The sequence below is a fragment of the Shimia isoporae genome (genome assembly GCF_004346865.1).
Lineage (GTDB): Bacteria > Pseudomonadota > Alphaproteobacteria > Rhodobacterales > Rhodobacteraceae > Shimia > Shimia isoporae.
The window spans coordinates 532,240-556,202 of the sequence record NZ_SMGR01000002.1 but is presented as its reverse complement, the minus strand read 5'-3'; the positions used below and the strand labels follow the sequence as shown (position 1 = coordinate 556,202).

The window sequence follows — 23,963 nt, the reverse complement described above, 5'->3', positions numbered from 1 at the left end:
ATGAGTGACAGCCCTGTAAAAACGCGGCGCGACGGTGCGATTCTGGAAGTGACGCTGGACCGGCCCAAGGCCAATGCGATTGATTTGGTGACAAGTCGCGTCATGGGGGACGTTTTTCGGGAATTTCGCGATGACCCAGACCTGCGGGTGGCGATTTTGACCGGCGCAGGGGAGAAGTTCTTTTGCCCCGGCTGGGATCTGAAAGCGGCAGCGGATGGCGACGAAGTCGACGGCGATTATGGCGTTGGCGGCTTTGGCGGGCTGCAGGAAATGCGCGATATGAACAAACCCGTGATCGCGGCGGTCAATGGCATAGCCTGCGGCGGTGGGCTGGAACTGGCCATCTCAGCGGACATGATCATTGCAGCGGATCATGCGACATTTGCCCTGCCGGAAATCCGGTCCGGTACTGTGGCAGATGCAGCAAGCGTGAAACTCCCCAAGCGCATTCCGTATCATATCGCGATGGAGTTACTGCTGACAGGACGTTGGTTTGACGCGGAAGAGGCGCACCGCTGGGGATTGGTGAACGAGATCGTTCCTGCCGACTCGTTGATGGAACGGGCTTGGGATCTGGCCGCCTTGCTGGCTTCGGGTCCGCCCCTGGTCTACGCGGCGATCAAGGAAATTGTTCGCGACGCGGAAGATGCGAAGTTCCAGGATGCGATGAACCGCATCACAAAGCGGCAGCTGCGGACAGTCGACGTTCTCTATGACAGCGAGGATCAGCTTGAGGGAGCCAAGGCCTTTGCTGAGAAGCGCGATCCGGTGTGGAAAGGCAAGTAATCACCCTTTGCGAAAGAGCGCGACGAAGGCGGTGTCGTCCTTGTGCGCACCGGTTGCGCCGTCGTCATATATGCGTACCTCTTGCAGCGTCAAATCGTAGATTTGGGCCTGAATAGAGTCTAGTTTTTCGGCGAATCCCGCATTGTCGTAATGCTTTGTGTTGATCGACACGGCGATCAACCCGCGTGAATCAGTGACCCGCAACAATTCGTCGAATGCCTCCGGTCCGACGTGCCCGTTGGTGAAGGTTCCCGAACTGACCACGCCGCGGTACGTACCGTTTGCCAAGGGCAACGCGCGGGTCAGATCGCCGGTAAAAAGGTGCCTGTAAACGCCTTTTGCACGGGCCCTTTTCAGCATCTCGGCCGATATATCGGTTCCGTCGATCTCCGCTTTTATCAAGGGGGTCAGTGCTTCGGCCAGAAGTCCCGTACCGGCACCCACATCCAGAATGGGTCCTGCGCCACCCGACTTGGCAAAGTGGCGGGCGACCTGCAGGTGCAGAATGTAGTGAGAGGCCGCTGCAAAATCGTGATCATAGGTTTCTGCCCATTCCGCATAAAGGCGTTTGGAGTCTTCGGGTGTATTCAGCGCATAAGCTGCTTCTAGAGAGGGATCGTTTTTTGGGCACATGCCTTCACTGAAAGGGAGCGTTGCTGAAAAATCAAGCGAACGGCCTTGCGGGCGCTGGCCTGCGGCTGCAGGGTGCGGCCATGACAAAGACACTGCTTTCGTTAGGACATGGTTACACGGCACGTGCATTGGCGCGTCGTCTGGTGCCGCAGGGGTGGACCGTGGTCGGGACGCTTCGCGATGAGACCCAAATGGATGAATTGCGCTCCGGAGGGGTTACGCCGATGCTCTGGCCGATTGACTTTGAGGCGGCCCTTGAGGGTGTGACACACGTGCTGAGTTCGATCCGTCCGGACGAAGACGGTGATCCTGTGTTGCGCGCTGGGCGAGACGCTCTGGCAAAGGCAGGTGGTCTGGAATGGGTCGGTTACTTGTCCACGACGGGCGTCTATGGCGACATGGACGGCGGTTGGGTCGACGAGGACACGCCGCTGGACCCGGGCGGGATGCGCGGCAAGATGCGGGTAAAGGCCGAGGCTGAATGGCAGACCGTCGAAGGATTGCCCTTACATGTGTTCAGGCTTGCGGGCATCTATGGACCGGGACGAGGGCCCTTTGCCAAGCTCAGACGCGGTACGGCACGGCGGATCATCAAGAAGAACCAGGTGTTTTCGCGTGCTCATGTCGACGATATCGCCCAGGTTCTTGAAGCTTCGATGAATCGGCCCGACCCGGGACGGGTTTACAACGTGTGTGATGACAGCCCCGCGCCACCGCAGGACATTCTGACCTACGCGGCCGAGCTGTTAGGCATGGAGCCGCCACCCGAAGTGGCGTTCGAAGACGCCGAGATGAGCCCGATGGCGCGCAGTTTCTATTCTGACAGCAAGCGGGTGAGGAATACGCGCATCAAAGAGGAGCTGGGCGTGGTTCTGAAGTATCCCAACTATCGCGACGCGCTCAAAGCGATGTTGGACGAAGAACGCGACTGAGTTTCTTACTGGTCCCAAATACCCATAGGAACAGCTTGGCTGTTCCGTGCAGCGAAGCTGCATAAACCCGCAACCTTTGGAAGTCAGGCGGATTTTTCGCCGATTTGGGCGATGCCCAATGTGTCGAGTACTTTGGATTCAATCTGTTCGGCGTTCATCGCAGCGACATCGTACATCGCTTTGGGCGAGGCCTGATCAATAAAGATGTCGGGCAGAACCATCGAGCGGAATTTCAGGCCGTGGTCGAACACACCGTTTTCCGCAAGCAGCTGGGCCACGTGGCTGCCGAAGCCACCGATCGCCCCTTCCTCGATGGTGATCAGCGCTTCGTGATTGGCGGCCAGATCGAGGATCATTGCCTCGTCCAAGGGTTTGGCAAAGCGGGCATCTGCGATTGTGGGAGAGATGCCTTTGGAGGACAGAGCTTCGCAGGCTTTCTGGACTTCTGAAAGACGGGTACCGAAAGACAGAAGCGCGACTCGCTTGCCGTCGGTCACTATGCGGCCTTTGCCGATTTCCAGCACATCGCCCTTTTCCGGCAGTTCCACCCCTACGCCTTCGCCGCGTGGATAGCGGAACGCGATCGGGCCGTCATCGTAGGCGGCTGCTGTGGCAACCATGTGTTTCAACTCGGCTTCATCGGCTGCAGCCATGACCACCATGCCCGGCAGATTGGCCATGTAGGCGATGTCGAAACTGCCAGCGTGTGTGGCTCCATCGGCGCCAACCAAACCAGCGCGATCGATGGCGAAGCGTACTGGCAGCCGTTGAATGGCGACATCGTGGACAACCTGATCGTATCCGCGTTGCAGGAACGTCGAATACATCGCGCAGAAAGGTTTCATACCGCCCGCAGCCAATGCAGCGGAGAAGGTCACGCCATGTTGCTCGGCAATGGCGACGTCAAAACACCGGCTTGGGTAACGTTCGGCAAACAGGTTCAGGCCTGTACCGTCAGGCATGGCGGCGGTCACGGCGCAGATGCGCGGGTCGTCGGCTGCGAGCTCGGTCAGTGCTTTGCCAAAAACAGAAGTGTAGGACGGAGCGTTTGAGGGTGCTTTCTGCTGTTTGCCGGTCACCACATCAAATTTCGCGGTGGCGTGGCCCTTGTCCGGTGCGCCTTCGGCCGGAGCATAGCCTTTGCCCTTTTTGGTGATGATATGCAGCATCACCGGACCGGTTGCGCGCTGACGCAAGGTGCGCAGAATTGGCAGAAGCTGGTCCATGTCGTGCCCGTCAATCGGGCCGACATAGGAAAAGCCGAGCTCTTCAAAAAGAGTGCCACCCACGGCCATGCCCTTGATCATTTCCTTGGCGCGTTTGGCACCTTCGCGGAAGGGTTCGGGCAAAAGCGAGACTGCGCCTTTGGCCGCGGCTTTGAATTCCTGAAACGGCTCGCCCGCATAAAGGCGGCTCAGATACTCCGACATTGCGCCAACCGGCGGCGCGATGGACATGTCGTTGTCGTTCAGAACCACAAAGAGGCGTTTTTTCAGGTGGCCCGCGTTGTTCATTGCCTCATAGGCCATGCCCGCGGTGATCGAGCCGTCGCCGATAACGGCGATGGCATCACCAAGCCCGCCGTCGCATTGGCCGCCAAGGTCACGGGCGGTGGCAAAACCAAGCGCGGCGGAAATCGAGGTGGAACTGTGGGCGGCGCCAAAGGGGTCGTAGACCGACTCGGAGCGTTTGGTGAAACCGGAAAGGCCGCCCTCCTGACGCAAGGTCCGGATGCGATCGCGGCGGCCGGTAAGGATTTTGTGCGGATAGCATTGGTGACCCACATCCCAGACGATCTTGTCGCGGGGCGTATCAAAAATAGCGTGTAGAGCAACCGTCAGCTCCACCACGCCGAGACCCGCGCCGAGGTGGCCGCCTGTTTCGGACACGGCAGAAATAGTTTCGGAGCGCAGCTCGTGCGCCAACTGGGTCAGCTGGGCGTCTGAAAACTGTTTCAAGTCTTCCGGAGAAGTGACCTGATCAAGCAGGGGGGTCTCTGGTCTGGCGGACATCGCGCGTGCCTTTTGCTAGCTGTCCCGCGAGATAACGAAACGGGCGGCCTCCCGCAAGGTATCAGCATCTTGACCATAAGGCGAAAGCGCGTCGCATGCATCCGTCACAAGGTCGCGGGCTCGCGCCTTGGCGCCATCCAGTCCGAGCAAGGAAACAAAGGTGGCTTTGCCCGCGTCGACGTCCTTGCCGACGGCCTTGCCGACCTTGTCCGCATCGCCTTCGATATCCAGAATGTCATCTGCAATCTGGAAGGCGAGACCGAGGTCGGTTGCGTAACGCATCAGTGGTGCGGTGTCTGCCCGTGCCATCATGGCGCCAGCGGTTGCAGACCATGCGATCAATGCTCCGGTCTTTCCCGCCTGAAGGTGCGTTATCTCGTCCAGAGTGAGCGGGGTGGGGGCCGTTTCAGCAGCAATGTCGAGCGCTTGGCCCAGAACCATCCCTTGGGCTCCTGCCGCGCGGGCGAGTGTCACGGTGAGGTCAGCACGAACCAGCGGATCGGGATGACACTCTGATCGCGACACGCTTTCAAAGCCAAGAGTTTGGAGCGCGTCCCCCGCCAATACGGCGGTCGTTTCATCCCATTTCACGTGCACGGTTGGCAGGCCGCGACGCAACTCGTCGTCATCCATACAGGGAAGATCGTCGTGCACTAGAGAATATGCGTGGATCATTTCGATGGCGCCGGCCGGCCAAATGGCGTTTGCCTGTGCCACTCCATGCAAACGCGCGCTTTCCAGCACCAAAAACGCGCGCAGGCGTTTGCCTCCGGCGCTTGCGTAGCGCATGGCTTCGACAACTGGAAGATCGCCCAACGGAGCCATCACGGCTTGCAGGTGGGCTTCAATCAGGGATGCAGTTTCTTTGAGACGGGTCTGGAACACCGAACGGTCCTGTATTCGAGTCAGCGAACGGGTGCGTTACATGCCTTCGACGGGGGTCAGCCCTTTGGGGTTACCGTCGCCGTCCAGCGTGATCGCGGCCACTTTTTCCTCGGCTTCCTTGAGCTTTGCCTCACAGCGCTTTTTCAGCTCGGCGCCGCGTTCGTACAGCGCGATGGATTTTTCGAGTTCCACATCGCCGCGTTCCAGTTGACCGACAACCTGTTCAAGCTCGCGCATGGCGGCTTCGAAGCTCATTTCGCTGATTGGCGTGTCACTCATGCGGCAGACTCCATCAAAACTTGGACATGTGCGGCGACCGAAGCCGCCAAGGCGTTCAGATCATATCCGCCTTCCAAAGTCGAGACCACCTTGCCGTCACAACATTCGCGAGCGATGCCGCAGAGTTCGCGCGTCAGCCATGCGAAATCTTCGGTGGCCCAGTTGAGTTGCGCCAGCGGGTCGTCGGCGTGGGCGTCAAAACCGGCAGAGATGATCAATAACTCAGGTTTGAAATGGCGCAATGCGGGAAAAATTTCGGCCTCGTACGTGGCGCGCATCAAGCGGCCGTCGGAGTGCGGCGGGAGGGGCCAGTTCTGCACGTTATTGGAGGCGCCTGTCTCGCCCGGCATTCCGGTTCCGGGCCAAAGCGGATTTTGGTGAGACGTGATGAACAACGAGCGGGGCTCGTCCCACAAAAGGGCTTGTGTGCCATTGCCGTGATGGACGTCGAAGTCGACCACGGCAACCCGCGAAAGGCCATGCCGTTCAAGCGCGTGTTTGGCAGCGATGGCCGCGGTTCCAAAGAGGCAAAACCCCATTGGCGTGGTCTGTTCCGCGTGGTGACCCGGTGGGCGGCACGAGACAAATGCGTTGTTTGCATCACCGGAAAGAACCGCATCGACCGCGGCCACACAGCCACCCACGGCATGGCGGGCGGCCGTGGTCGACCCCGGGGACATATGGGTGTCTCCGTCCAGCGCGACGGTGCCCGACGCTGGTTCTGCGTTGGTGATTGCATCCAGATGGGCCTGTGGGTGGCACAGCAGAATATCGGTGTCGTCGCAGTTCGGAGCATCGCGCCGGTCAAGCGCTGCAAATTGCGGAGCGTTGAGCGCGGCATTGATATGTTCGATGCGGGCGATTTGCTCCGGATGGCCCGCGGGCGTTTGGTGATTGAGGGAACTCTGGTGCGTGAAAAGTACGGTGGGCATCTGGGGTCCGTGTGCTGAAATCGGTTGCTGTCAGTTTGACATGCGCAAAGGGGAATTTGCGAGAGAAATCGCGGGGCAAGGCGCGACGACGTGGTCTTTGCATAGGTCGGGTTTGCTAGAGCTTGAAATGTATTTGAACCAATAATTTAGGGGCGAATTTACCTTGGTCGGATAGCGGTGCGATGACCTGAACGAGTACCGAAATTATGGCCAGAACTTTTGACGTCATTTCGCTTGGCGTGCTTCCCACGCTTGATCCCAACGAAGGCAACTCCACAGCGGAGAATGCCTCTATACTTGTCGGATCCACTTTCGGTGAAAGCACTAGCCCGCTCCATCAGCAGGTGCAGAGCTTCTCGCAGTATAATTCTAATTATTCCAACTACTTGACGGACAACACACAGGCCAACGACAAGTTCACGATCGATGGCGGAGCGCCACAAACTTACGACGCGCTGGTGGAGTATAACGCGACGTTGACCTTCGCGGATGGCACGACGGCTGACATCACGGCCGTGATTGTTCAGTCGACGACCGGCGAGACCTATCTGGTTCCTGAGATGTCCGCCAACGCGGACCATGCCGCGATGGAATCAGGCGCGATCGAATCGATCACGCTCAACAGCGTCGCCACAGCCACAAGCGATCTTGCAGCGGATCGCATGGACGTTGATTTCATGCAACCCGATGGCGAGTTTGACGGCACTGCCGGTGATGATGTCATCAAGCTTGGAAGCACGGATCGGGACGGGGACCAGATCACTGGTGGAAACGACTCGGTTGTTGCGGGGTTGGGTGACGACACGATCGAAGGTGCTGGTGGCAACGACACCATCGAAGGTGGCACTGGCAACGATGTGATCTCCGGAAACGATGGCGCGGACAGTCTGCTTGGAGGGCGCGGCGACGACGTGATCTCGGGCGGCAGCGGCAACGACACGATTGACGGTGGTGCAGGTCACGATCGAATTGATGCGGGTGAAGGCGACGACCTGATCTATGGCGATAGCGCCTCTACAACCGTCGGCACGGGCACGATCCAGTCAGAGTGGACCGCCCTGCACATGGGCAAGGCGCTCGACATGGATTCGCTTGCGGACGGCGCCGAGGTGGTTCTGGGATCTTACGGCAGCGACATGGATCCGTTGGGTTCAAATCAGGTGCGCGTGCAGGTGGATGACGCCGATGGCGACGGTATTGCGGACAGCAACAACCGTGGTGATCCCGAAACCGTTGATATCGACGGAACGCCCACCGCTTTGGATGCTGTGGCTGTGTTCAACGCACAGGTGACCTTTGAGGATGGCACCACCGAGATGATCACGGCTGTGGTTTTCCAGACGGAAGACGGCGACCTGTTCCTCGCTCCCGAGATGAGCTTCAACGACGACGCGGCGATCATGGAAAGCAAGCCGATTCAGTCGATCGAGCTTGTATCCGTGGCAAAAGACAGCACCAACCTGGCGGCTGACCGGATGGACCTCACGTTTCAGGACGGTGCCGAGGCCGGTAACGACCACATTGCTGCCGGCGAAGGCAACGATACGGTTATCGGCGGTGCTGGCGACGACACCATCAAGGGTGATGCAGGCAACGACAGCCTGTTCGGCGGAGACGGCGACGATATCCTTTTTGGCGGGCGCGGAGACGACATTTTTGTTGTGTCCGGCGGCAACGACACGATTGCGGACTTCAATACCGGAAACTCGGGCGCCATCGGCGATGGCGATCCAACCAACAACGACTTTGTTGATCTCTCCGGCCACTACGACAATCTCCGTGAGATGAAGGCGGACCTTGCGGATGACGGGGTTCTGAACCAGTCGAACGCTTTTGATATCCGCGGTAATGCCGTGGACTATTCCGACAACGTTCAGTTCGGCGATGGTAGCCTGACGTTCTCGGGCAATGCACAGTTGACGGCAGACAACACCGGCGTTGTTTGTTTTACCACCGGAACCGGTATTCTGACGCCATTCGGTGAGCGCGCGGTCGAAGACCTGCAGGCGGGCGATCTTGTGTCCACTCTTGATAACGGACCGCAAAAGATCGTGTGGATCGGCTCGACAACTCTGAGCCATGCCGAGTTGTTGGCGCAGCCCAAGTTGTTGCCGGTACTGGTCAGCGCAGCGGCCTTGGGGACGGAGCGCTCACTGCTGGTGTCACCGCAACACGGAATTATCCTGCCCGGCACAGATGACGTGCTGGTGCGCGCGAAACACCTGGAACGGTTCATGGCGGGGTCGCGTGTGGCGCGCGGCAAGCGGGGCGTTACCTACTACCACATGATGTTCGAAAGCCATCAGATCGTGTTTTCCAACGGCTATCCCACAGAAAGCCTGTATCCCGGCCCTATGGCCATGAAGGCAATGGCGCCTGAAACCCGCGAAGAAATCGATACGCTGTTTCCAGGTGTGTTGGGGTGTGCCGACAGGGACGAGACGATGGCATTCTACGGCGAAACCGCGCGGAGGTTCCGCGTGGCCTGAGACCGTCAGTCAGGTGCCAGCATGTAGCCGGCGCCACGCACGGTTTGCAGATACCGTGGCTGTTTCGGATCTTCTTCGATTTTGCGGCGCAGACGCGTGATTTGCACGTCGACGGCGCGTTCCTGTGCCTGACCTTTGTCGCGGCCCAGTTCCTCGACCAGTTTCGTACGGGTCACCGGTTCGCCGGGTGTTTTCGAGAAGATGCGCATCAGTTGGCTTTCGGTGGCTGTCAGGCGCAGGGGTTCTTCGCCCTGCCACATCTCACCACGGTCGATATCATAGCGGATAGAGCCAAGGTGCAGAACTTTCGGGACGGCCTGATCGCCTTCGGGTTCCGGCATGCGACGCAAAATGGCGTTGATGCGCAGAAGCAGTTCTTTGGGCTCAAACGGCTTGGCGAGGTAGTCGTCGGCGCCGGCCTCAAGCCCGCGGATGCGGTCTTCGGTTTCACCTTTGGCTGTGAGGAGCATAACCGGCGTGTCGGAGGTTTCCCGAATGTGGCGGGTCAGGGATGTGCCATCCTCTCCCGGCATCATCACGTCCAGAACTATGAGGTCAAAATCCAGTCCGGAAAGGATGCGTCGGGCATGGGCTGCATCGCGAGCGGCAGTCACAAGGAAGCCGTTGCGCATGAGGAACTTGCGCAGCAGGCTGCGGATACGCTCGTCGTCGTCAACGATCAGGAGATGTGGGTCTACGTCGTTCATGCGTCGTTCTTATTGGCCGTTTTCGCGTAATGTTTTGTACTGCCGGCGCAGCTCGCCGTCCATCATCGACTCCAACACCTGACGAAAACCTGAGACGGCTTCGGGGCCTGCGTCTCGAAAGGCGGAGCGCATGCGGGCGCGCTGGGCGTCGGACAGCCGGTGCTCCAGCGCGATTCCTTCTTCGGTGAGATAAAGGTTGCGTTCGCGGCGGTCGGAAGTCCCAACGCGGCTTTCGACCAGACCGTCCTCGATCAGGGTGCGCAGGACACGGTTCAGCGACTGCTTTGTGACTCCGAGAATGGCCAGCAGGTTTGTGACAGTGGTGCCTGGCGCGCGGTTGATGAAGTGAATCGCGCGGTGATGTGCACGGCCATAAGCCATGCTTTCAAGGATTCTGTCCGGATCTGCAGTGAAGCCCCTATAGGCAAAATACATTGCCTCGATCCCCTGCCTAAGCTGCTCATCAGTCAGATAGAGCAGGCTGTCGCTCCTGATGCCTTCGCCCATATGGCCTCCGGAATTCACAAATTGCCTCTTGGTTCGTCACAATACGTCAGCTTTGTTGACACTCCAAGGCCAAACTGGTAGCGAATCGCAGGTTTTGCGCAACTTTATGTCCGAACCGGACGTAATTGACGCAACAAATGAAAATTTTAGACGTCGAAAGGAGCGACCATGGCTGGTGCATATGACGATCGTGACGGTGTCATCTGGATGGATGGCGAGTTTGTTGATTGGCGCGAGGCCAAGGTGCATGTGCTTTCTCATGCTCTGCACTACGCAAGCTCCGTCTTTGAAGGCGAGCGCGCCTACAACGGTAAGATTTTCAAAAGCCGCGAGCACAACGAACGCCTGTTCAAGAGCGCCGAGGCGCTTGACATGCCGATGCCCATATCGCTGGACGAACTGGAAGCGGCCAAACAGGAGACGTTGAAGAAATCCGGCTTGCAGGATGCCTATGTGCGCGTCGTTGTGTGGCGTGGGTCCGGCGAAGATATGGGTGTCGCATCCGCTGCCAACCCTGTCAGGGTCGCGATCGCGATCTGGCCTTGGGGCGCCTATTACGGGGACGCGAAAATGCAGGGTGCAAAGCTGGACATTGCCGAGTGGAAACGCCCGAGCCCGGAAACCATCCCGGTACATGCCAAGGCGGCCGGTCTGTATATGATCTGCACGATCTCCAAACATAAGGCAGAGGCAAAGGGCTGTTCGGACGCCCTTTTCATGGACTATCGGGGCTATGTCGCGGAAGCGACCGGAGCAAACATCTTCTTCGTGAAAGACGGAGAGGTGCACACGCCGACGCCGGATTGCTTTTTGAACGGTATCACCCGCCAAACCGTCATCGAGATGCTCAAGGAGCGCGGTGTCAACGTGATCGAGCGCCACATCATGCCTGAAGAGTTGGCGGATTTCGAACAGTGCTGGCTGACCGGCACCGCCGCAGAGGTGACCCCGGTTGGTCAGATCGGTGACTATACCTTTGAGGTTGGTGACCTCGCGCGCGAAATTTCGCAAGCTTACGAAGATCTCGTGCGACAGTGATTTTTTGAAAATGAGCGCGTCTTGGACGCGCGCAGTTTGAGACGGGGCCTTTCGGGGCCCCGTCGTGTTTCGGGTATTTGGACCCAGTCAGAAGCTTTCGCCCAAATAGGATTTCAGCGCTGCGGGGGGATCGTCGAGTAAGGCCGACGTTTCCTGTGGGGCATGGGCAACGCGATCCGCCACGAGAACGGTTTGCCCGGCGATCCGGCGGGCATCGGACGGATCGTGGCTGACCATCAGGAGCGTGGCGCTGGTTTCGGTCTGCAGTTCGGATACCAGGTCCAGCATTTCGGACTTGAGGGCCGGACCAAGGGCGGCGAAGGGCTCGTCGAGCAGTATCAGGGGACGGGATTGCACCAGCACACGGGCGAGGGCGACGCGGCTTTGTTGTCCTCCGGACAGTTGCGCGGGTTTCCGGGACTGCATGCTGTCGAGGCCGACGCGGGCGAGGGCGGCGGTGACAGTAGATTGTTCCTCCGAATTCAGGCGCAGGTTGGGACGCAGACCCAGACCGACGTTCTGTGCGACCGTCAGATGCGGAAACAGGTTGTTGTCCTGAAAGAGCATCGCGATTGGCCGCTCGCCCGGCGCTGTTCGGGTCAGGTCTGTGTCGTACCAGCGGATGGATCCCCGTGTCGGGCTCAGAAAGCCGGAAATTGCTGCAAGCAGCGTGGATTTGCCTGCGCCGGACGGGCCGATGACCGCTGTGCGGGTGCCGGATTTGATTGTGAAATCGGCTGTAAGGTGAAAACTGTCTTGGGTCAGCGTGAGGGCGTCAAGCGTCAGCATGGGCGCGGCCTCCTTTGTCAAAAAGCCAGAAGATGCCAAAAGACATGGCTAGTAAAAGCACGGCGGCACCTGAGGCAAGTTCCATCCGATATGCTCCCATGAGGCGGTACATTTGAAGCGGCAATGTTGCGGTTTGCGGGTCGGCGAAGAGCGCGATCACGCCGAGGTCTCCCATGGACATTGCTGCAGTGAGGCCGCAGGCAAACCCGAGGTTCGGGCGCAGGCGCGGGATCAGGACGAGGCGCAGCCAAGATAGGCCGGAGAGGTTTAGCGACATTGAAAGGCGGTGATAGCTGGCATGGGTGTCGCGCACCGTGGGCACCATGATGCGCAGAGTGAAAGGCATCGCCATGATGGCATTCACGGTCGCTGTAACCGGCAAGGCAAGGGCAAAGGGGTCGGCAATCGGGTTGATGATGACAAAGAGGCCGGTGCCGATGACCAGTGGGCTTGCGGCGATGCCCAAAAGACCAACAGCCTCGAGGCGGGCGTTTTGGGTGCCGGCGGCAATTGCGACGGGCAGAGAAAGCGCAAGCATCAGCACGGTAGAGGACAGCGCAATCAGAACCGAAGTCAAGGCCGCGGTCCATACGGAGGTTGGCAAATCGGCAAGCGCCGGCGCGCCCTTCAAGATAACGAGCGCGATTGGAAGAATGAGGAAGAGTGCGGCCAATGAGATGATTGCAGCGTCAAGGGCGCGTGGCCACGGGCCTTGCGCGTCCCAGCGCTGCACCGGACGGTCCAGCCCAGAACCAAATCCATCGCGGCTGGAGAGCTTGAGGGCCGCAAGGGCAGCCGCGCCGACAAGCGCAATCTGGACGCAGGACAGAAGAGCGGCTCGGCCAAGATCAAAATCGAAGCGGAAGGCCTGATAGATCGCGAGTTCAACGGTGGTCGCGCGGGGGCCGCCACCCAAGGTCAGCGCCACAGCAAAACTGCTGAGGCAAATGGCGAAGATGATGGCTGCTGCGCCCGGAAGGGTGCGCAGAAGCATCGGGGCTTCGAGTGTCCGAAAGACGTCTCTGCTGGCGAAGCCGAGCTGCGCAGCCAGTCGAAAGCGTTCTGAGGGGATGTCCTGCCAACCCTGCAGAATGAGGCGGGTGGCAAGAGGGAGGTTGAAGAACACATGGGCCAGCACGACGCCGTGCAAGCCGTAGATGGACACTTCGGTGAGGCCCAGCATCCTCAGGGTTTCATTGAGCAGGCCGCTTCGGCCAAAAACGGCGAGAAGGCCCATGACCGCGACAATGACTGGCAAAATGAAGGGCGCGCCGAGCAGCGAGATCAGGAAGCCTCTCCCCTTGAAGCGCCGCCTTGCGAGGGCGCGGGCGACAGGCACGGCCAGCATCACCGAGAACACGGCGGACAAGATCGCCTGAAAAACCGTGAATCGAATTGCGGCCCACTCAGCGGGTCCGAGACCGCGGCCCGACTCGGCGCGAAGCGCGACTGCAAGCAGGGTGCCAAGCACAATCGCGGCGACGCAGGCCGCCGCGATCCAGCCCGGAAGGGCGCGTTTTATTGCGACAGGGCCGCTTGCCATTCGGCCAGTGCTTCGTCGCGGATTGCGGGCACATCAGCCGGTGCGAGCAGTCGAGCTTGCTCCGGTGCGATGGGTGCTGCGAAGGCGTCGGGTACTCCCGCCGCCGGGGTCACAGCCGGATACATCCAGTTGGTGGTTGGAATGATCGACTGGAAGGCATCGCTGACCATGAAGGCAAGGAATTGATCCGCCAGGTCCGGCTGATCACTGTTGGCAAGTTTTCCTGCGACTTCGATCTGCATGTAGTGGCTGTCAAAGGCCGCCGCGGATTTGCTTTGATCCTCCTCTGCCACGATGTGATAGGCAGGAGAGGTGGTGTAGGACAGCACCATGTCCGCCTCACCTTCAAGGAAGAGACCGTAGGCCTCGGACCAGCCTTTGGTGACGGTCAGGATATTGTCCGAAAGCGCTTCCCACATTTTCGGGGCGTCGGCACCGTACTGTTCCTTGACCCAGAGAAGCAGACCCAACCCCGGCGTCGAACTGCGCGGATCTTGGATCACGATTTTCAGATCGGATGCGGCCAGTTCGTCGAAAGAAGCAGGAGCGGTGTCGAGTTTGGTGTTGTCATACACAAAGGCGAAATACCCCCAGTCAAACGGCAGGAAATTCGGATCGGTCCATGTGCCCGGCTCGCCAAACGGATTGGGGACGTCGACTGTGACTGTTTGACCGTGTTCGGCAAACAGGCCGCTTTCGGCGGCGGCGGCCGTTAAGTTTGTGTCCAGTCCGAGAACAACGTCGGCAACAGAACGTGCGCCTTCCAGTTTGACACGGGCAAGGAGCGCGGCGCCGTCGCCTGCGCCAACGAGATTGAGCTCGCATCCGCAGGTTTCTTCGAAAGCGGCTTTGACAGCAGGGCCCGGGCCCCAGTCAGAAACAAAACTGTCATAGGTGTAGACTGTGAGAACGGGTGTCTCGGCCACAGCAGCAGTGGCAGCAAACAGTCCCGCGGCAAAACTCAGATACTTCATGGCATCCTCCAAATTGCGACGGGCGGAGTGAGCGAGGACGTCATGTCGGCCTTCCCTCCGCCGGTCTTAACCGGTTCAGGTTCAACGGGTTCGCATTCGTGCATCTCAGCCTGCGTTTGCAGACACCCCGAGGTGGGCGCGACCGTAGTGGCGACCGACAGCTTTCGCAAGCTGGATTCCGAGGGTAGGGAGGACTTGGCCACAGCACAGGGGCTTTTGTTCTTCGAGCCTTTCCCAAGCGGCGTAATCCGTTTATTGCTGCGCGGCAGAACGGTTTGAAAGGTCGTGCAATGTCGATGAACAGCTTTGGACATATGTTTCGGGTCACCACCTGGGGTGAGAGCCATGGGCCCGCGCTGGGCGCGACCGTTGACGGCTGCCCGCCCGGTGTGCCGGTGGACGAGGCGATGTTGCAGCATTGGCTGGACAAACGCCGCCCCGGTCAGAACAAGAACACCACCCAGCGCAATGAACCGGACGCGGTGAAAATCCTGTCCGGCGTGTTTGACGGCAAAACCACCGGTACCTCTATTCAGCTGATGATCGAGAACACGGATCAGCGCAGCCGGGATTATGGCGAGATCAGCCAGACATTTAGGCCCGGTCATGCCGACCTGACGTATCACCTGAAATACGGCAATCGTGACTATCGCGGAGGTGGGCGTAGCTCTGCGCGCGAAACCGCGGCGCGGGTTGCGGCTGGTGGCATTGCCCGCGAAGCGATAAAGGCCCTTGTGCCCGGACTAGAAATAAAAGGGTACATGACTCAAATGGGGTCGCTGGAAATTGATCGGGGCGCCTTTGACTGGGACGCGATCGAACAGAATGATTTCTGGATCCCGCAGGGCGCTCAGGTGGCGCAAGAATGGGAAGATTACCTACAGGCTTTGCGCAAGGAACATGACAGCGTCGGTGCGATCATCGAAGTTGTGGCGCGTGGCGTGCCAGCAGGCATCGGCGCGCCGATTTATGCCAAGTTAGACACTGATCTGGCGGCGGCGATGATGTCCATCAACGCTGTTAAGGGGGTCGAAGTTGGTGAAGGCATGGCCGCCGCGGCTCTGAAGGGGTCGGAAAACGCTGACGAGATTTACCTGGGCGCTGACGGTCAGCCGGAGTTCAGTTCCAATCACGCAGGCGGTATCCTGGGGGGCATTTCAACAGGACAGGATGTGGTTGTGCGATTTGCTGTAAAGCCGACAAGCTCGATTCTGACTCCGCGCAAGTCCATCCGGATCGATGGGTCGCCGACAGAGGTAATTACCAAGGGGCGTCACGACCCATGTGTGGGGATTCGTGCTGTGCCGGTCGGCGAAGCGATGATGGCTTGTGTGATCCTTGATCATTTGCTGCTACATCGTGGGCAGGTCGGAGAGAACCAAGGCCAAATCGGCTGATGGAAGCGTTGCGCGCGGCGTTGCGGAAGGCTGTCTCAGAGCAGATGGAAACTGATGCGGCGCACGATCTGGCGCATTTGGACCGGGTTTGGTCAAACTGTCAGGATATCGCCGAGGGTGAACATGCGCCTGATTTGCGCATATTGTTGGGCGCGGCCTATCTGCACGATCTGGTGAACTTGCCGAAAGACGATCCGCATCGGAACCAGGCGTCTCGACGGGCCGCGGAGCAGGCGGGTCCTATCCTGACAAATCTCGGATTTGCGGATCCGGAGGTCGCCGGAGCGCAACACGCGATCGCGACACATAGCTTTTCGGCAGGATTGGAGCCTGAAACGCTGGAGGCCCGTATCTTAAGAGACGCAGATCGGCTTGACGCTATTGGTGCGATTGGCATTGGGCGAACCTTTGCTGTCGCGGGATCATTGAAGCTGGCGCTTTATGATCCGCAGGATCCTTTCGCGGTTTACCGGAGTCTGGACGATCGCGCATGGGCTCTGGATCATTGGCCGATGAAACTGTTTCGTCTGCCCGAAGGAATGACCACCAAGACCGGACGCGCAATTGCAACCAATCGGGTCGCTGAAATGCGTGTGTTCGCGGAAAATCTGGCTTCAGAGATTGGAACCTCCTTGCCAGACAGTTGGCGCTAGACCTGCCAACGAACGGGGACTTGTAGCGGCCCGCGGAAGGCCCAACCGCCAAATGGCGCGTCGCCGGCCAGTTCCAGTCCTTTGAAGTGTTCGAATATCATGGGCAGGGCAACCTCGGCGATCAGACATTTGGATGCCCATGCACCCGCACAAAAGTGAGGCCCAGCGCCAAAGCTTATGGCTTTGCTCACGTCCTGAAAAATGTCAAAGGCGTCAGGGTTGGCAAAACACTCGGAGTCGCGGTTGCCGCTGGAAAACATCAGGAAAACGCGATCTTCGGGTTGGAACGCTACACCGTTGGCATTGTGACTTTTCGCGACCCGACGCGGGGACATTCCAATAGGAGACATCCAACGGGCATATTCCTCGAAGGCGGCGAGCCATGTCGCGCCGCCGTTTCTGATGGCCGCCAGTTGGTCGTCATGGGTCAGTAGCGCCCAAACTGCACCAGCGATTGCGTCGCGGGGTTCATTTTGGCCGCCGGAAATGGCGAGTTTGACGTTGGCGCTGATCTGATGGTCGGTGAGTCCCGCCTGCATCATGACAGAAAGCAGAGAATGGTCCGGCGCGTTGATCAATGCCGCTTTGCGGGCCGAGATATGGGCGTCTATCGAAGCAGTGCAGTCATGGCAGCGCGCTTCGACTTGCGGGTCGCCTGCGTAGTTGGCACAGCCGTCGATCATTCCCTGGGAAACGCGGTCCATCTCTTGCCAAGTCATATTTGTCAGCCCTGTCATCGCCTTGAGTGCTTCACCGGAAATCGGGCGGGCAATGTCGGCGACGACATCTGCGGTACCTCGAGGATGAAGGCGGCTCAGAATATCGGAGGTCGCGGCTTCAAACTTTGATTTCCAGACATTTTGCACTGTCTTGGGTGATACGGTCGGAAAGATGGCGCGGCGTTCGGCTTGGTGTGCAGCGCCGTCTTTGCGCATCATGTTCTGACCCATCAGAACAGTCATCAATCCGTTGGGCTGGTCGGAGGAAAAGACGTCGATTTTCTTTTCGTTCTCGAAAATGTCGTTGCGCCGTGTGATTAGCGTGGCGCCCAGTTGCGGGACGAAGGCAATCGGCGCCGTTGCACGCATTTTGGCTAGATCCGGATAGGGATCGGACCAAAAAGCCTTGGGGTCGATCTCGAAAACGGGTGCGTTGGACATGAGTGGCGAAGGCGTTGCTGTTGCGGTCTTCTCAGCTTAGCCCTGCAAACAGCTTTGCATAGTCTTCGCGCAGCGCTTTCTTCTGGACTTTGCCCATGGTGTTGCGCGGCAGTTCGGGAAGAAAAATCACTTCTTTGGGTTGTTTGAATTTTGCCAACCTGTCTGCGAGCGGGTCGGTAACATCGGCTTTGGTCAAAGACGGGTCAGCGCGTACGACAACGGCCACGACAGCTTCTCCGAAGTCATGGTGCGGAACGCCGATAACGGCGCTTTCCTTTACTCCTGCAAGGTCATCAATCAGACCTTCGACTTCTTTCGGGTAGACATTGAAGCCCCCCGAAATCACCAGATCTTTGGAGCGACCAACGATGGTGATGTAGCCGTCTGCATCTTCGCGCGCCATGTCGCCCGTGATGAACCAGCCGTCTGGAAGAAGTTCTTCGGCCGTTTTTTCCGGCATCTGCCAGTATCCTTTGAAGACATTTGGACCGCGCACTTCGAGCACACCGATGTCGCCTTGTTCAACCTCCACTCCGTCCTGCCTGATGCGTGTCTCAACACCTGGAAGCGGGAAGCCGACGGTGCCAGCGCGCCGCTCCCCTTCATAAGGGTTTGAGGTGTTCATATTGGTTTCGCTCATGCCATAGCGTTCCAGAATGCGATGTCCTGTGCGTTCTTCCCATGCCTCATGCGTGTCGACCAGCAATGGCGCGGACCCGGACACAAACAGACGCATGTTGGACGCCAGTTCCCGACTGAGTCTCGGATCGTCGAGCAGGCGGGTGTAAAAGGTGGGCACTCCCATGAGGGATGTCGCATTTGGCATCGCTTCGATGATGGCGTCGGTGTCGAATTTCGGCAGAAACACTACAGCTGCGCCCGCGAGAAGTGCGACATTCGTGGCAACAAACAGGCCGTGGGTGTGAAAAATCGGCAAGGCATGGATCAGGACGTCGTCCGGCGAAAACCGCCAGCAATCACGAAGCACCATCGAATTGGACGCGAGATTGCCGTGACTCAGCATAGCACCCTTTGAGCGACCGGTTGTGCCTGAGGTGTACAAAATCGCGGCGAGGTCGTCGGCATTGCGTGCGACTGGCGTAAAGCTGGCGTGAACTTTGGCGGCTTCGGTCAGTGAGCCGACACCTGCGGCGTCGAGCGTCAGGACCGATGCGTTGCCGGCAATGCTGCGGGTTTCGTTTTCGCGGGTAGGATCACAAATCACAACGCGCGGTTCAGCATCGCCTAGGAAAAAGGCGATTTCGGGCGTCGTGTAAGCTGTGTTGAGAGGAAGAAACACGCCTCCTGCCATTACCGTGCCGAGGTAAAGCTGGATCGCTTCAATGGTTTTCTCCACCTGCACAGCCACCCGATCACCGGGCGTGACACCCAGTGCGACCAAGGCGGCCGCAATCTTTTCCGCGCCTGCAAACAGATCACCAAAAGTGACATCGAGCCTATCCGGCAGGCTGGCGAAAACGTCATCTTCACGACCCAGAGACGCGGTACGCAGGGCATTTAGCAGATGGTTTGTGTCGTACATGAGGCCTCCGGAACTGGTCGCTGGACTGTTTCGGTTTGTCCTTAAAAGATCAATAGCGGCGGGTTGTTATTCTGCGCGTCGGGTTGCACAGTCGCGGCAATCACGAGAGGCAGGTGGAGATGAACCCGGTTCGCGGTATCGCGCTCAAGGTCACGGCGATTGCGCTGTTTTCAGTTATGGCAGCCTTGATCAAAGCAACGGCAGACAGTGTCCCGCCAGGCCAGGCGGTGTTCTTTCGGTCTTTCTTTGCGATGATCGTGATTTTGGTCTGGCTAGCGCAACGCGGCGAGTTGCAATCGGGTCTCAAGGCGCAAAACAAGATGGGCCATGTCTGGCGCGGGTTGATTGGCACGTCGGCGATGGCGATGAACTTCGCCGCGCTTGGTATGTTGCCTTTGCCGGAAGTCACAGCGATTGGATTTACCGCGCCCCTTTTGACTGTCATTTTCGCGGCAATGTTCCTTGGAGAAGAGGTTCGTGCATTTCGTTTGACGGCGGTCGGTGTGGGGCTTGTTGGGGTGGTCATTGTCCTTTGGCCGCGGTTGACGATTTTCGAGGACTCTCCTGAAGCAACAGTGGCTACGCTGGGCGTCATGCTGGTTTTGGGTTCGGCCGTGTTTCGCGCATTGGCTCAAATCCACATTCGCCAGTTGGTGCAGACGGATCAGACATCGGCAATCGTGTTTTATTTCTCTCTTACGGCGACCTGCCTGTCGCTGCTGACATTGCCGTTTGGCTGGGTCGTGCCGGGACTGGACGTGATCGCAATGCTGGTGACAGCCGGGCTGATTGGTGGGGTAGCGCAGATCATGCTCACGTCTTGCTACAGGTTTGCGCCGGCCAGTGTCGTGGCCCCGTTCGATTATGCATCGATGCTATTTGCACTTTTGATTGGTTATGTCTGGTTTGACGAGATCCCGACAGCGGCCATGCTGGTGGGCGCGTCGATCGTGATCCTCGCGGGGGTCATGATTATCTGGCGGGAACGCCAACTTGGTCTCAAGCGTGGCAAGGCACGACCAAACGTGACACCACAGGGTTAAGACAAAAAGAGACCGGCCGCCCCGAGGGAGACGGCCGGAATCCGTAAGCGGAAAGTGAGCTTACATATTGTTTTTCTTATACTCTTCCATGAGCTTTTTGGCCTCGTCGATCCGTGCCTGACCGTCGATTCCCCGCTTCTCCATATCGGCAATCCAGCTGGCGTAGATCGGATCTACGACGGTTGCCCATTCTGCCGCGTCTGCCTCGGACACTGTGAATATGTTGTTGCCACGATCCGCGGCCAGTTTGCGGGCCGGCGCGTCGTAGTCTTGCATGGTGCCTCCGGCGAAGACCGAGAAATCGAGGCCGGATTGGCTATCCATGACCGACTGCAAATCTGCCGGCAGGCTGTCCCACTTGGCTTTGTTCATCGCGAGTACAAATGTCAGCGTGTAAAGCGCAGTGCCTTCGAACTCCGTGTGGTTTTCCACCAGCTCCGGCACTTTGAGGGCTGCGGTGACTTCCCATGGAATTGTGGTGCCGTCGATTACGCCCTTGGACAGAGCCTCTGGCACGGCCGGCACTGGCATACCGACAGGTGAGGCGCCGGTTGCTTTGAGAAGCTCGTTCACAAGACGGGATCCGCCGCGGATTTTCATACCCTGAAGGTCGGCAGGCTTGGCGACGGGTTTGTTTGTGTGGAACATGCCCGGACCGTGGACCCATGCGCCAAAGATTTTGAGGTCCTTGAACTCGGTGTCGGCCATGTGGGATTCGAACATCTTCCAGTAGGCGTAGGACCCCGCGCGGGCGTCCTCGACCATGAAGGGAAGTTCAAAAACTTCGGTCGACGGGAACCTGCCCGGCGTGTAGCCGACCACAGTCCAAACCAGATCGACCACGCCGTCTTTGGCCTGATCCATCAGGGCGGGCGGTGCACCACCCAGAGACATTGCGCCGTAGCGTTCGATTTTGATGCGGCCTTCGGAGGCCTCTTCAACGCTGTCGGCCCAGGGGTCGAGAATATGTTTCGGTACATTTGCCTGTGGTGGCAGGAACTGGTGCAGTCGTAGAGTGACTTCTTGCGCTGCGGCAGCGCCCGCGGTCATCGCCAGCGCAGCGACGCCCCCGATAAGGTTCAAAATGGTTCTTCGTGTCGTCATGTGGTCCTCCCTTTACACAGACAGACGAGGGCGGGGCGTGAACGCCGGGTGGCCCTCCGGATGCAAACCTGAAAATCGTGAAATGCTATTTTTTGCATGTAACCCCAAATTGCAGCTGACTGGCAACTGTTCAGGGCAGCGTTGGACAGAATGTCTCTGTCCGTTCGGACAGCGAGTGCAATTCTGGTCTGTTTGTCCCTCCGCATTGGCAAGGTCGCGAATTCATGGTTCCCTCCCTTGTCAAACCAGCAAAATGTAACAATCAAGGTCAAAACGCCATTTGCGTCGGGGAGAGCGCGGGCGGACAGACACAGGGACGGGGAAAACCGGCACAGAATGAACGAGATTGTCGAAGGGTTGCTCAAGGCGGGGCAACTCATCCTCACTTTAGATGCCGATCTGATCGAGATCTCGTTGCGGTCGCTGCGAGTGACGCTGACAGCTGTGCTGATTTCCTCGCTGATCGGGCTGCCTCTGGGATGCTGGCTTGCGGTGCGGCGGTTCCGGTTCCGTCGGTTTGTGATCGCCACACTCAACGCGCTTATGGGACTGCCTCCTGTGGTGGTCGGGCTGATCGTCTATATCCTGTTGAGCCGGTCGGGACCGTTTGGTGTCTTTGGCTTGTTGTTTACGCCAACGGCGATGATCATCGCGCAGGTGATTATTCTCACGCCACTGATAGCGTCGATTTCACATCAGGCGATCCGTGACCTCTGGGCTGAGTACCATGACCTTCTGATTTCGCTGAACACATCGCGATGGCAACGGATCTGTACTTTGCTCTGGGACGGGCGCAGGGCGCTGCTGACGGCCTCTCTGGCCGGCTTCGGACGCGGGATCGGCGAGGTGGGAGCCATCATGATCGTGGGCGGCAATATCGACCATGCAACGCGTGTGCTGACAACGGCGATTTCGCTGGAGACTGGCAAGGGCAATTTTGCTCTGGCGCTTGCGCTGGGCTTTGTCCTGATTGGACTGGCCGTGGCGGTGAACCTGATCATTCACAGCCTGTCGCGGACAGAAAGGAGTGGCCGATGGTGAAAACGCCTATCCTTCCGCTTCGTGTAAGTGAGGCTGTGGTGCGACGCCGGGGCAAAGTACTTGTCGGACCGATTTCCGCAGAATTAGAGACGGACGGACTGACGATTGTCATGGGACCCAACGGTGCAGGCAAGACAACGCTGCTTCGGCTCTTTCATGGAATGGAGCGCATTTCGAAAGGCACGTTGAAGTGGCAGGTACCGCAACCCGAGGCGCGTGCAGAGCAGGCCTTTGTGTTCCAGACACCAATTCTGATGCGGCGCACGACACTGGACAATGTGGCCTACCCCCTGATCGTGCACGGTGTCGGTCGGGAAGCGGCTCGGTCTAAGGCGGCAGATTGGCTGGAACGCGTCGGTCTGAGTGACAGCGGCAGTAAACCCGCACATGTCCTGTCTGGCGGCGAGCGCCAAAAAATGGCCCTCGCACGGGCCCTGATCCGCGACCCGCAGATTGTTTTTCTGGACGAGCCCTGTGCCAATCTGGACGGGCGCGCAACGCGCGAGTTCGAAGAGCTGCTGCTTGCCACTCGTGAAGAAGGCACGCGGGTTGTCATGGCCACACACGACCTTGGTCAGGCGAGACGGCTGGCAGATGATGTCTGGTTTGTGCACCATGGCCTTATCCACGAAGCGGCGCCTGCCGCGACATTTTTTGAAAACCCGAAAACTCCGGAAGCGCGCGCATTCATTGAAGGAGATATTGTCGAATGACATTAAGAGCAGTCGTGATGGCCGCAACTTTGGTTGTGTCCGGTGGAACGGCGACGGCGGACACCATGAAAATGGCCGTGACCACATCTTTTCACAACTCTGGTCTTGCAGATGTTCTATTGCCCGAAATCAAGGCCGATCTTGGTTTGGATGTGCAGCTATTGGTGGTCGGCACGGGGCAAGCGATCCGGCTTGGTGAGGCCGGTGACGTTGATGCGATTCTGGTGCATTCTCAAAAGGCCGAAGAAGCTTTTGTACGAGGCGGCTATGGAACCCATCGAACCGAAATCATGTACAATGATTTTGTGCTGATCGGCCCGTCCGATGATCCAGCCGCAGTGGCCGCTGCCGAAACCGCTCCTGATGCGTTGGCAGCTGTTGCTGACTCGGAAACGGCGTTTGTCAGCCGCGGAGACGACAGCGGAACGCACAAGAAAGAGTTGTCGCTTTGGGACGCCACTGGCGTTCGGGATCGGAGCTCTGGTTGGTATCACGAAGTAGGCGCAGGCATGGGGGCGGCTCTCAATACCGCGTCCGGTATGAATGCCTACATCATGTCGGACCGAGCGAGTTGGTTGAAGTTTGGCAACAAGGGTGATCTGGCGCTGCTGTTCGCCGGCGATCCGGAGCTGTTCAACCAGTATGCCTATTTGCCTGTGAGCGCAGAGAAGCACGGGCATGTTGCGGCCGAGCTGGCGACGAAGCTTGAGACCTGGCTGGTGAGTGATCGCTCAAAAGAGCTGATCAACGGGTATCAGTTAAACGGGGAACAGCTTTTTACGTTTAACGCGGAATAGGATGTT

General features: G+C 58.6%; 23 protein-coding genes and 1 riboswitch. Of the genes, 10 read left to right on the top strand and 13 right to left on the bottom strand.

The genetic code is table 11. The features are described 5' to 3' along the window. Complete coding sequence (locus tag BXY66_RS14165) at positions 1-786, top strand: carnitinyl-CoA dehydratase (RefSeq protein WP_132860989.1); 786 nt, start codon at positions 1-3, stop codon at positions 784-786. Here BXY66_RS14165 and BXY66_RS14160 read toward each other — a convergent pair whose 3' ends face one another. Next, on the bottom strand, positions 787-1,419 hold the full coding sequence (locus BXY66_RS14160) for a class I SAM-dependent DNA methyltransferase (protein ID WP_132860987.1): 633 nt from the start codon (positions 1,417-1,419) through the stop codon (positions 787-789). An 80-nt stretch (positions 1,420-1,499) separates the two neighbouring features. Between BXY66_RS14160 and BXY66_RS14155 the strand changes: the two genes are divergently transcribed. Continuing rightward, positions 1,500-2,351 carry an SDR family oxidoreductase gene (locus BXY66_RS14155; protein ID WP_132860985.1) on the top strand — a complete coding sequence of 284 codons (852 nt, stop codon included), beginning with the start codon at positions 1,500-1,502 and terminating at the stop codon, positions 2,349-2,351. 83 nt (positions 2,352-2,434) lie between these two features. Here the strand turns inward: BXY66_RS14155 and dxs are convergent, their stop codons facing one another. The 4 genes from dxs to BXY66_RS14135 are packed head-to-tail and all read right to left on the bottom strand — an operon-like array spanning position 2,435 to position 6,459. After that, complete coding sequence (gene dxs / locus BXY66_RS14150; RefSeq protein ID WP_132860984.1) at positions 2,435-4,363, bottom strand: 1-deoxy-D-xylulose-5-phosphate synthase; 1,929 nt, start codon at positions 4,361-4,363, stop codon at positions 2,435-2,437. Between the two features lie 15 nt (positions 4,364-4,378). Continuing rightward, positions 4,379-5,248 carry a polyprenyl synthetase family protein gene (locus tag BXY66_RS14145; RefSeq protein WP_341785809.1) on the bottom strand — a complete coding sequence of 290 codons (870 nt, stop codon included), beginning with the start codon at positions 5,246-5,248 and terminating at the stop codon, positions 4,379-4,381. A gap of 36 nt (positions 5,249-5,284) precedes the next feature. Next, a complete protein-coding gene (locus tag BXY66_RS14140; RefSeq protein WP_132860982.1) occupies positions 5,285-5,527 on the bottom strand; it encodes an exodeoxyribonuclease VII small subunit in 243 nt (80 codons plus the stop codon). Next, a complete protein-coding gene (locus BXY66_RS14135) occupies positions 5,524-6,459 on the bottom strand; it encodes a histone deacetylase family protein (RefSeq protein WP_132860980.1) in 936 nt (311 codons plus the stop codon). Before BXY66_RS14135 ends, BXY66_RS14140 begins: the two co-directional genes overlap by 4 nt. A gap of 206 nt (positions 6,460-6,665) precedes the next feature. Here BXY66_RS14135 and BXY66_RS14130 point away from each other — a divergent pair, with 206 nt between their 5' ends. Then, positions 6,666-8,948, top strand: a complete 2,283-nt coding sequence (locus BXY66_RS14130; RefSeq protein ID WP_132860978.1) for a Hint domain-containing protein — start codon at positions 6,666-6,668, stop codon at positions 8,946-8,948. A gap of 5 nt (positions 8,949-8,953) precedes the next feature. Here the strand turns inward: BXY66_RS14130 and BXY66_RS14125 are convergent, their stop codons facing one another. Together BXY66_RS14125 and BXY66_RS14120 are read right to left on the bottom strand one after the other, a co-directional pair. Beyond that, positions 8,954-9,655: a response regulator gene (locus BXY66_RS14125; RefSeq protein ID WP_132860976.1), complete on the bottom strand. Its 702-nt coding sequence runs from the start codon at positions 9,653-9,655 to the stop codon at positions 8,954-8,956. A 9-nt stretch (positions 9,656-9,664) separates the two neighbouring features. Continuing rightward, positions 9,665-10,162, bottom strand: a complete 498-nt coding sequence (locus BXY66_RS14120; RefSeq protein ID WP_132860975.1) for a MarR family winged helix-turn-helix transcriptional regulator — start codon at positions 10,160-10,162, stop codon at positions 9,665-9,667. A 168-nt stretch (positions 10,163-10,330) separates the two neighbouring features. On the opposite strand from BXY66_RS14120, the gene BXY66_RS14115 reads away from it, so the two are divergent. Further along, a complete protein-coding gene (locus BXY66_RS14115) occupies positions 10,331-11,200 on the top strand; it encodes a branched-chain amino acid aminotransferase (protein WP_132860973.1) in 870 nt (289 codons plus the stop codon). An 87-nt stretch (positions 11,201-11,287) separates the two neighbouring features. Here the strand turns inward: BXY66_RS14115 and thiQ are convergent, their stop codons facing one another. From thiQ to thiB, 3 genes are read right to left on the bottom strand one after another with little or no spacing between them, the layout of a single operon-like run. Then, positions 11,288-11,989, bottom strand: coding sequence for a thiamine ABC transporter ATP-binding protein (gene thiQ, locus BXY66_RS14110; RefSeq protein ID WP_132860972.1), 702 nt, complete (start codon positions 11,987-11,989; stop codon positions 11,288-11,290). After that, positions 11,976-13,532, bottom strand: a complete 1,557-nt coding sequence (locus tag BXY66_RS14105) for a thiamine/thiamine pyrophosphate ABC transporter permease ThiP (protein ID WP_132860970.1) — start codon at positions 13,530-13,532, stop codon at positions 11,976-11,978. Before BXY66_RS14105 ends, thiQ begins: the two co-directional genes overlap by 14 nt. Further along, entirely contained in the window at positions 13,508-14,506 is a 999-nt protein-coding gene (gene thiB, locus BXY66_RS14100; RefSeq protein ID WP_132860969.1) for a thiamine ABC transporter substrate binding subunit, read from the bottom strand. The genes BXY66_RS14105 and thiB overlap by 25 nt, the downstream gene beginning before the upstream one ends. A gap of 35 nt (positions 14,507-14,541) precedes the next feature. Continuing rightward, positions 14,542-14,646: riboswitch (TPP riboswitch) on the bottom strand. A gap of 150 nt (positions 14,647-14,796) precedes the next feature. Here thiB and aroC point away from each other — a divergent pair. Together aroC and BXY66_RS14090 are read left to right on the top strand one after the other, a co-directional pair. After that, entirely contained in the window at positions 14,797-15,903 is a 1,107-nt protein-coding gene (gene aroC / locus BXY66_RS14095; protein WP_132861088.1) for a chorismate synthase, read from the top strand. After that, a complete protein-coding gene (locus BXY66_RS14090) occupies positions 15,903-16,556 on the top strand; it encodes an HD domain-containing protein (RefSeq protein ID WP_132860968.1) in 654 nt (217 codons plus the stop codon). Before aroC ends, BXY66_RS14090 begins: the two co-directional genes overlap by 1 nt. Here BXY66_RS14090 and BXY66_RS14085 read toward each other — a convergent pair. Together BXY66_RS14085 and BXY66_RS14080 are read right to left on the bottom strand one after the other, a co-directional pair. Next, positions 16,553-17,716, bottom strand: a complete 1,164-nt coding sequence (locus tag BXY66_RS14085; RefSeq protein WP_132860966.1) for a cytochrome P450 — start codon at positions 17,714-17,716, stop codon at positions 16,553-16,555. The genes BXY66_RS14090 and BXY66_RS14085 overlap by 4 nt on opposite strands. Before the next feature lie 31 nt (positions 17,717-17,747). After that, entirely contained in the window at positions 17,748-19,259 is a 1,512-nt protein-coding gene (locus BXY66_RS14080) for a malonate--CoA ligase (protein ID WP_132860965.1), read from the bottom strand. A gap of 119 nt (positions 19,260-19,378) precedes the next feature. Between BXY66_RS14080 and BXY66_RS14075 the strand changes: the two genes are divergently transcribed. Beyond that, positions 19,379-20,302, top strand: a complete 924-nt coding sequence (locus BXY66_RS14075) for a DMT family transporter (RefSeq protein ID WP_132860964.1) — start codon at positions 19,379-19,381, stop codon at positions 20,300-20,302. A 60-nt stretch (positions 20,303-20,362) separates the two neighbouring features. Here the strand turns inward: BXY66_RS14075 and BXY66_RS14070 are convergent, their stop codons facing one another. Continuing rightward, the gene (locus tag BXY66_RS14070) at positions 20,363-21,406 is read right to left on the bottom strand and encodes a TRAP transporter substrate-binding protein (RefSeq protein ID WP_132860962.1); all 1,044 of its coding nucleotides are present in this window, start codon (positions 21,404-21,406) and stop codon (positions 20,363-20,365) included. Between the two features lie 336 nt (positions 21,407-21,742). Here BXY66_RS14070 and BXY66_RS14065 point away from each other — a divergent pair, with 336 nt between their 5' ends. From BXY66_RS14065 to BXY66_RS14055, 3 genes are read left to right on the top strand one after another with little or no spacing between them, the layout of a single operon-like run. After that, positions 21,743-22,447 (top strand): ABC transporter permease, encoded by a 705-nt coding sequence (locus tag BXY66_RS14065; protein ID WP_132860961.1) that lies wholly within the window; start codon positions 21,743-21,745, stop codon positions 22,445-22,447. After that, entirely contained in the window at positions 22,441-23,160 is a 720-nt protein-coding gene (locus BXY66_RS14060) for an ATP-binding cassette domain-containing protein (RefSeq protein ID WP_132860959.1), read from the top strand. Before BXY66_RS14065 ends, BXY66_RS14060 begins: the two co-directional genes overlap by 7 nt. Next, positions 23,157-23,957 carry an ABC transporter substrate-binding protein gene (locus BXY66_RS14055; protein ID WP_132860958.1) on the top strand — a complete coding sequence of 267 codons (801 nt, stop codon included), beginning with the start codon at positions 23,157-23,159 and terminating at the stop codon, positions 23,955-23,957. Before BXY66_RS14060 ends, BXY66_RS14055 begins: the two co-directional genes overlap by 4 nt. Positions 23,958-23,963 lie beyond the last annotated feature (6 nt).

Coding starts and splice junctions, on each gene's coding strand:
- BXY66_RS14165 (WP_132860989.1), top strand. CDS start 1: ATGAGTGACAGCCCTGTAAAAACGCGGCGCGACGGTGCGATTCTGGAA.
- BXY66_RS14160 (WP_132860987.1), bottom strand. CDS start 1,419: ATGTGCCCAAAAAACGATCCCTCTCTAGAAGCAGCTTATGCGCTGAAT.
- BXY66_RS14155 (WP_132860985.1), top strand. CDS start 1,500: ATGACAAAGACACTGCTTTCGTTAGGACATGGTTACACGGCACGTGCA.
- dxs (WP_132860984.1), bottom strand. CDS start 4,363: ATGTCCGCCAGACCAGAGACCCCCCTGCTTGATCAGGTCACTTCTCCG.
- BXY66_RS14140 (WP_132860982.1), bottom strand. CDS start 5,527: ATGAGTGACACGCCAATCAGCGAAATGAGCTTCGAAGCCGCCATGCGC.
- BXY66_RS14135 (WP_132860980.1), bottom strand. CDS start 6,459: ATGCCCACCGTACTTTTCACGCACCAGAGTTCCCTCAATCACCAAACG.
- BXY66_RS14130 (WP_132860978.1), top strand. CDS start 6,666: ATGGCCAGAACTTTTGACGTCATTTCGCTTGGCGTGCTTCCCACGCTT.
- BXY66_RS14125 (WP_132860976.1), bottom strand. CDS start 9,655: ATGAACGACGTAGACCCACATCTCCTGATCGTTGACGACGACGAGCGT.
- BXY66_RS14120 (WP_132860975.1), bottom strand. CDS start 10,162: ATGGGCGAAGGCATCAGGAGCGACAGCCTGCTCTATCTGACTGATGAG.
- BXY66_RS14115 (WP_132860973.1), top strand. CDS start 10,331: ATGGCTGGTGCATATGACGATCGTGACGGTGTCATCTGGATGGATGGC.
- thiQ (WP_132860972.1), bottom strand. CDS start 11,989: ATGCTGACGCTTGACGCCCTCACGCTGACCCAAGACAGTTTTCACCTT.
- BXY66_RS14105 (WP_132860970.1), bottom strand. CDS start 13,532: ATGGCAAGCGGCCCTGTCGCAATAAAACGCGCCCTTCCGGGCTGGATC.
- thiB (WP_132860969.1), bottom strand. CDS start 14,506: ATGAAGTATCTGAGTTTTGCCGCGGGACTGTTTGCTGCCACTGCTGCT.
- aroC (WP_132861088.1), top strand. CDS start 14,797: ATGTCGATGAACAGCTTTGGACATATGTTTCGGGTCACCACCTGGGGT.
- BXY66_RS14090 (WP_132860968.1), top strand. CDS start 15,903: ATGGAAGCGTTGCGCGCGGCGTTGCGGAAGGCTGTCTCAGAGCAGATG.
- BXY66_RS14085 (WP_132860966.1), bottom strand. CDS start 17,716: ATGTCCAACGCACCCGTTTTCGAGATCGACCCCAAGGCTTTTTGGTCC.
- BXY66_RS14080 (WP_132860965.1), bottom strand. CDS start 19,259: ATGTACGACACAAACCATCTGCTAAATGCCCTGCGTACCGCGTCTCTG.
- BXY66_RS14075 (WP_132860964.1), top strand. CDS start 19,379: ATGAACCCGGTTCGCGGTATCGCGCTCAAGGTCACGGCGATTGCGCTG.
- BXY66_RS14070 (WP_132860962.1), bottom strand. CDS start 21,406: ATGACGACACGAAGAACCATTTTGAACCTTATCGGGGGCGTCGCTGCG.
- BXY66_RS14065 (WP_132860961.1), top strand. CDS start 21,743: ATGAACGAGATTGTCGAAGGGTTGCTCAAGGCGGGGCAACTCATCCTC.
- BXY66_RS14060 (WP_132860959.1), top strand. CDS start 22,441: ATGGTGAAAACGCCTATCCTTCCGCTTCGTGTAAGTGAGGCTGTGGTG.
- BXY66_RS14055 (WP_132860958.1), top strand. CDS start 23,157: ATGACATTAAGAGCAGTCGTGATGGCCGCAACTTTGGTTGTGTCCGGT.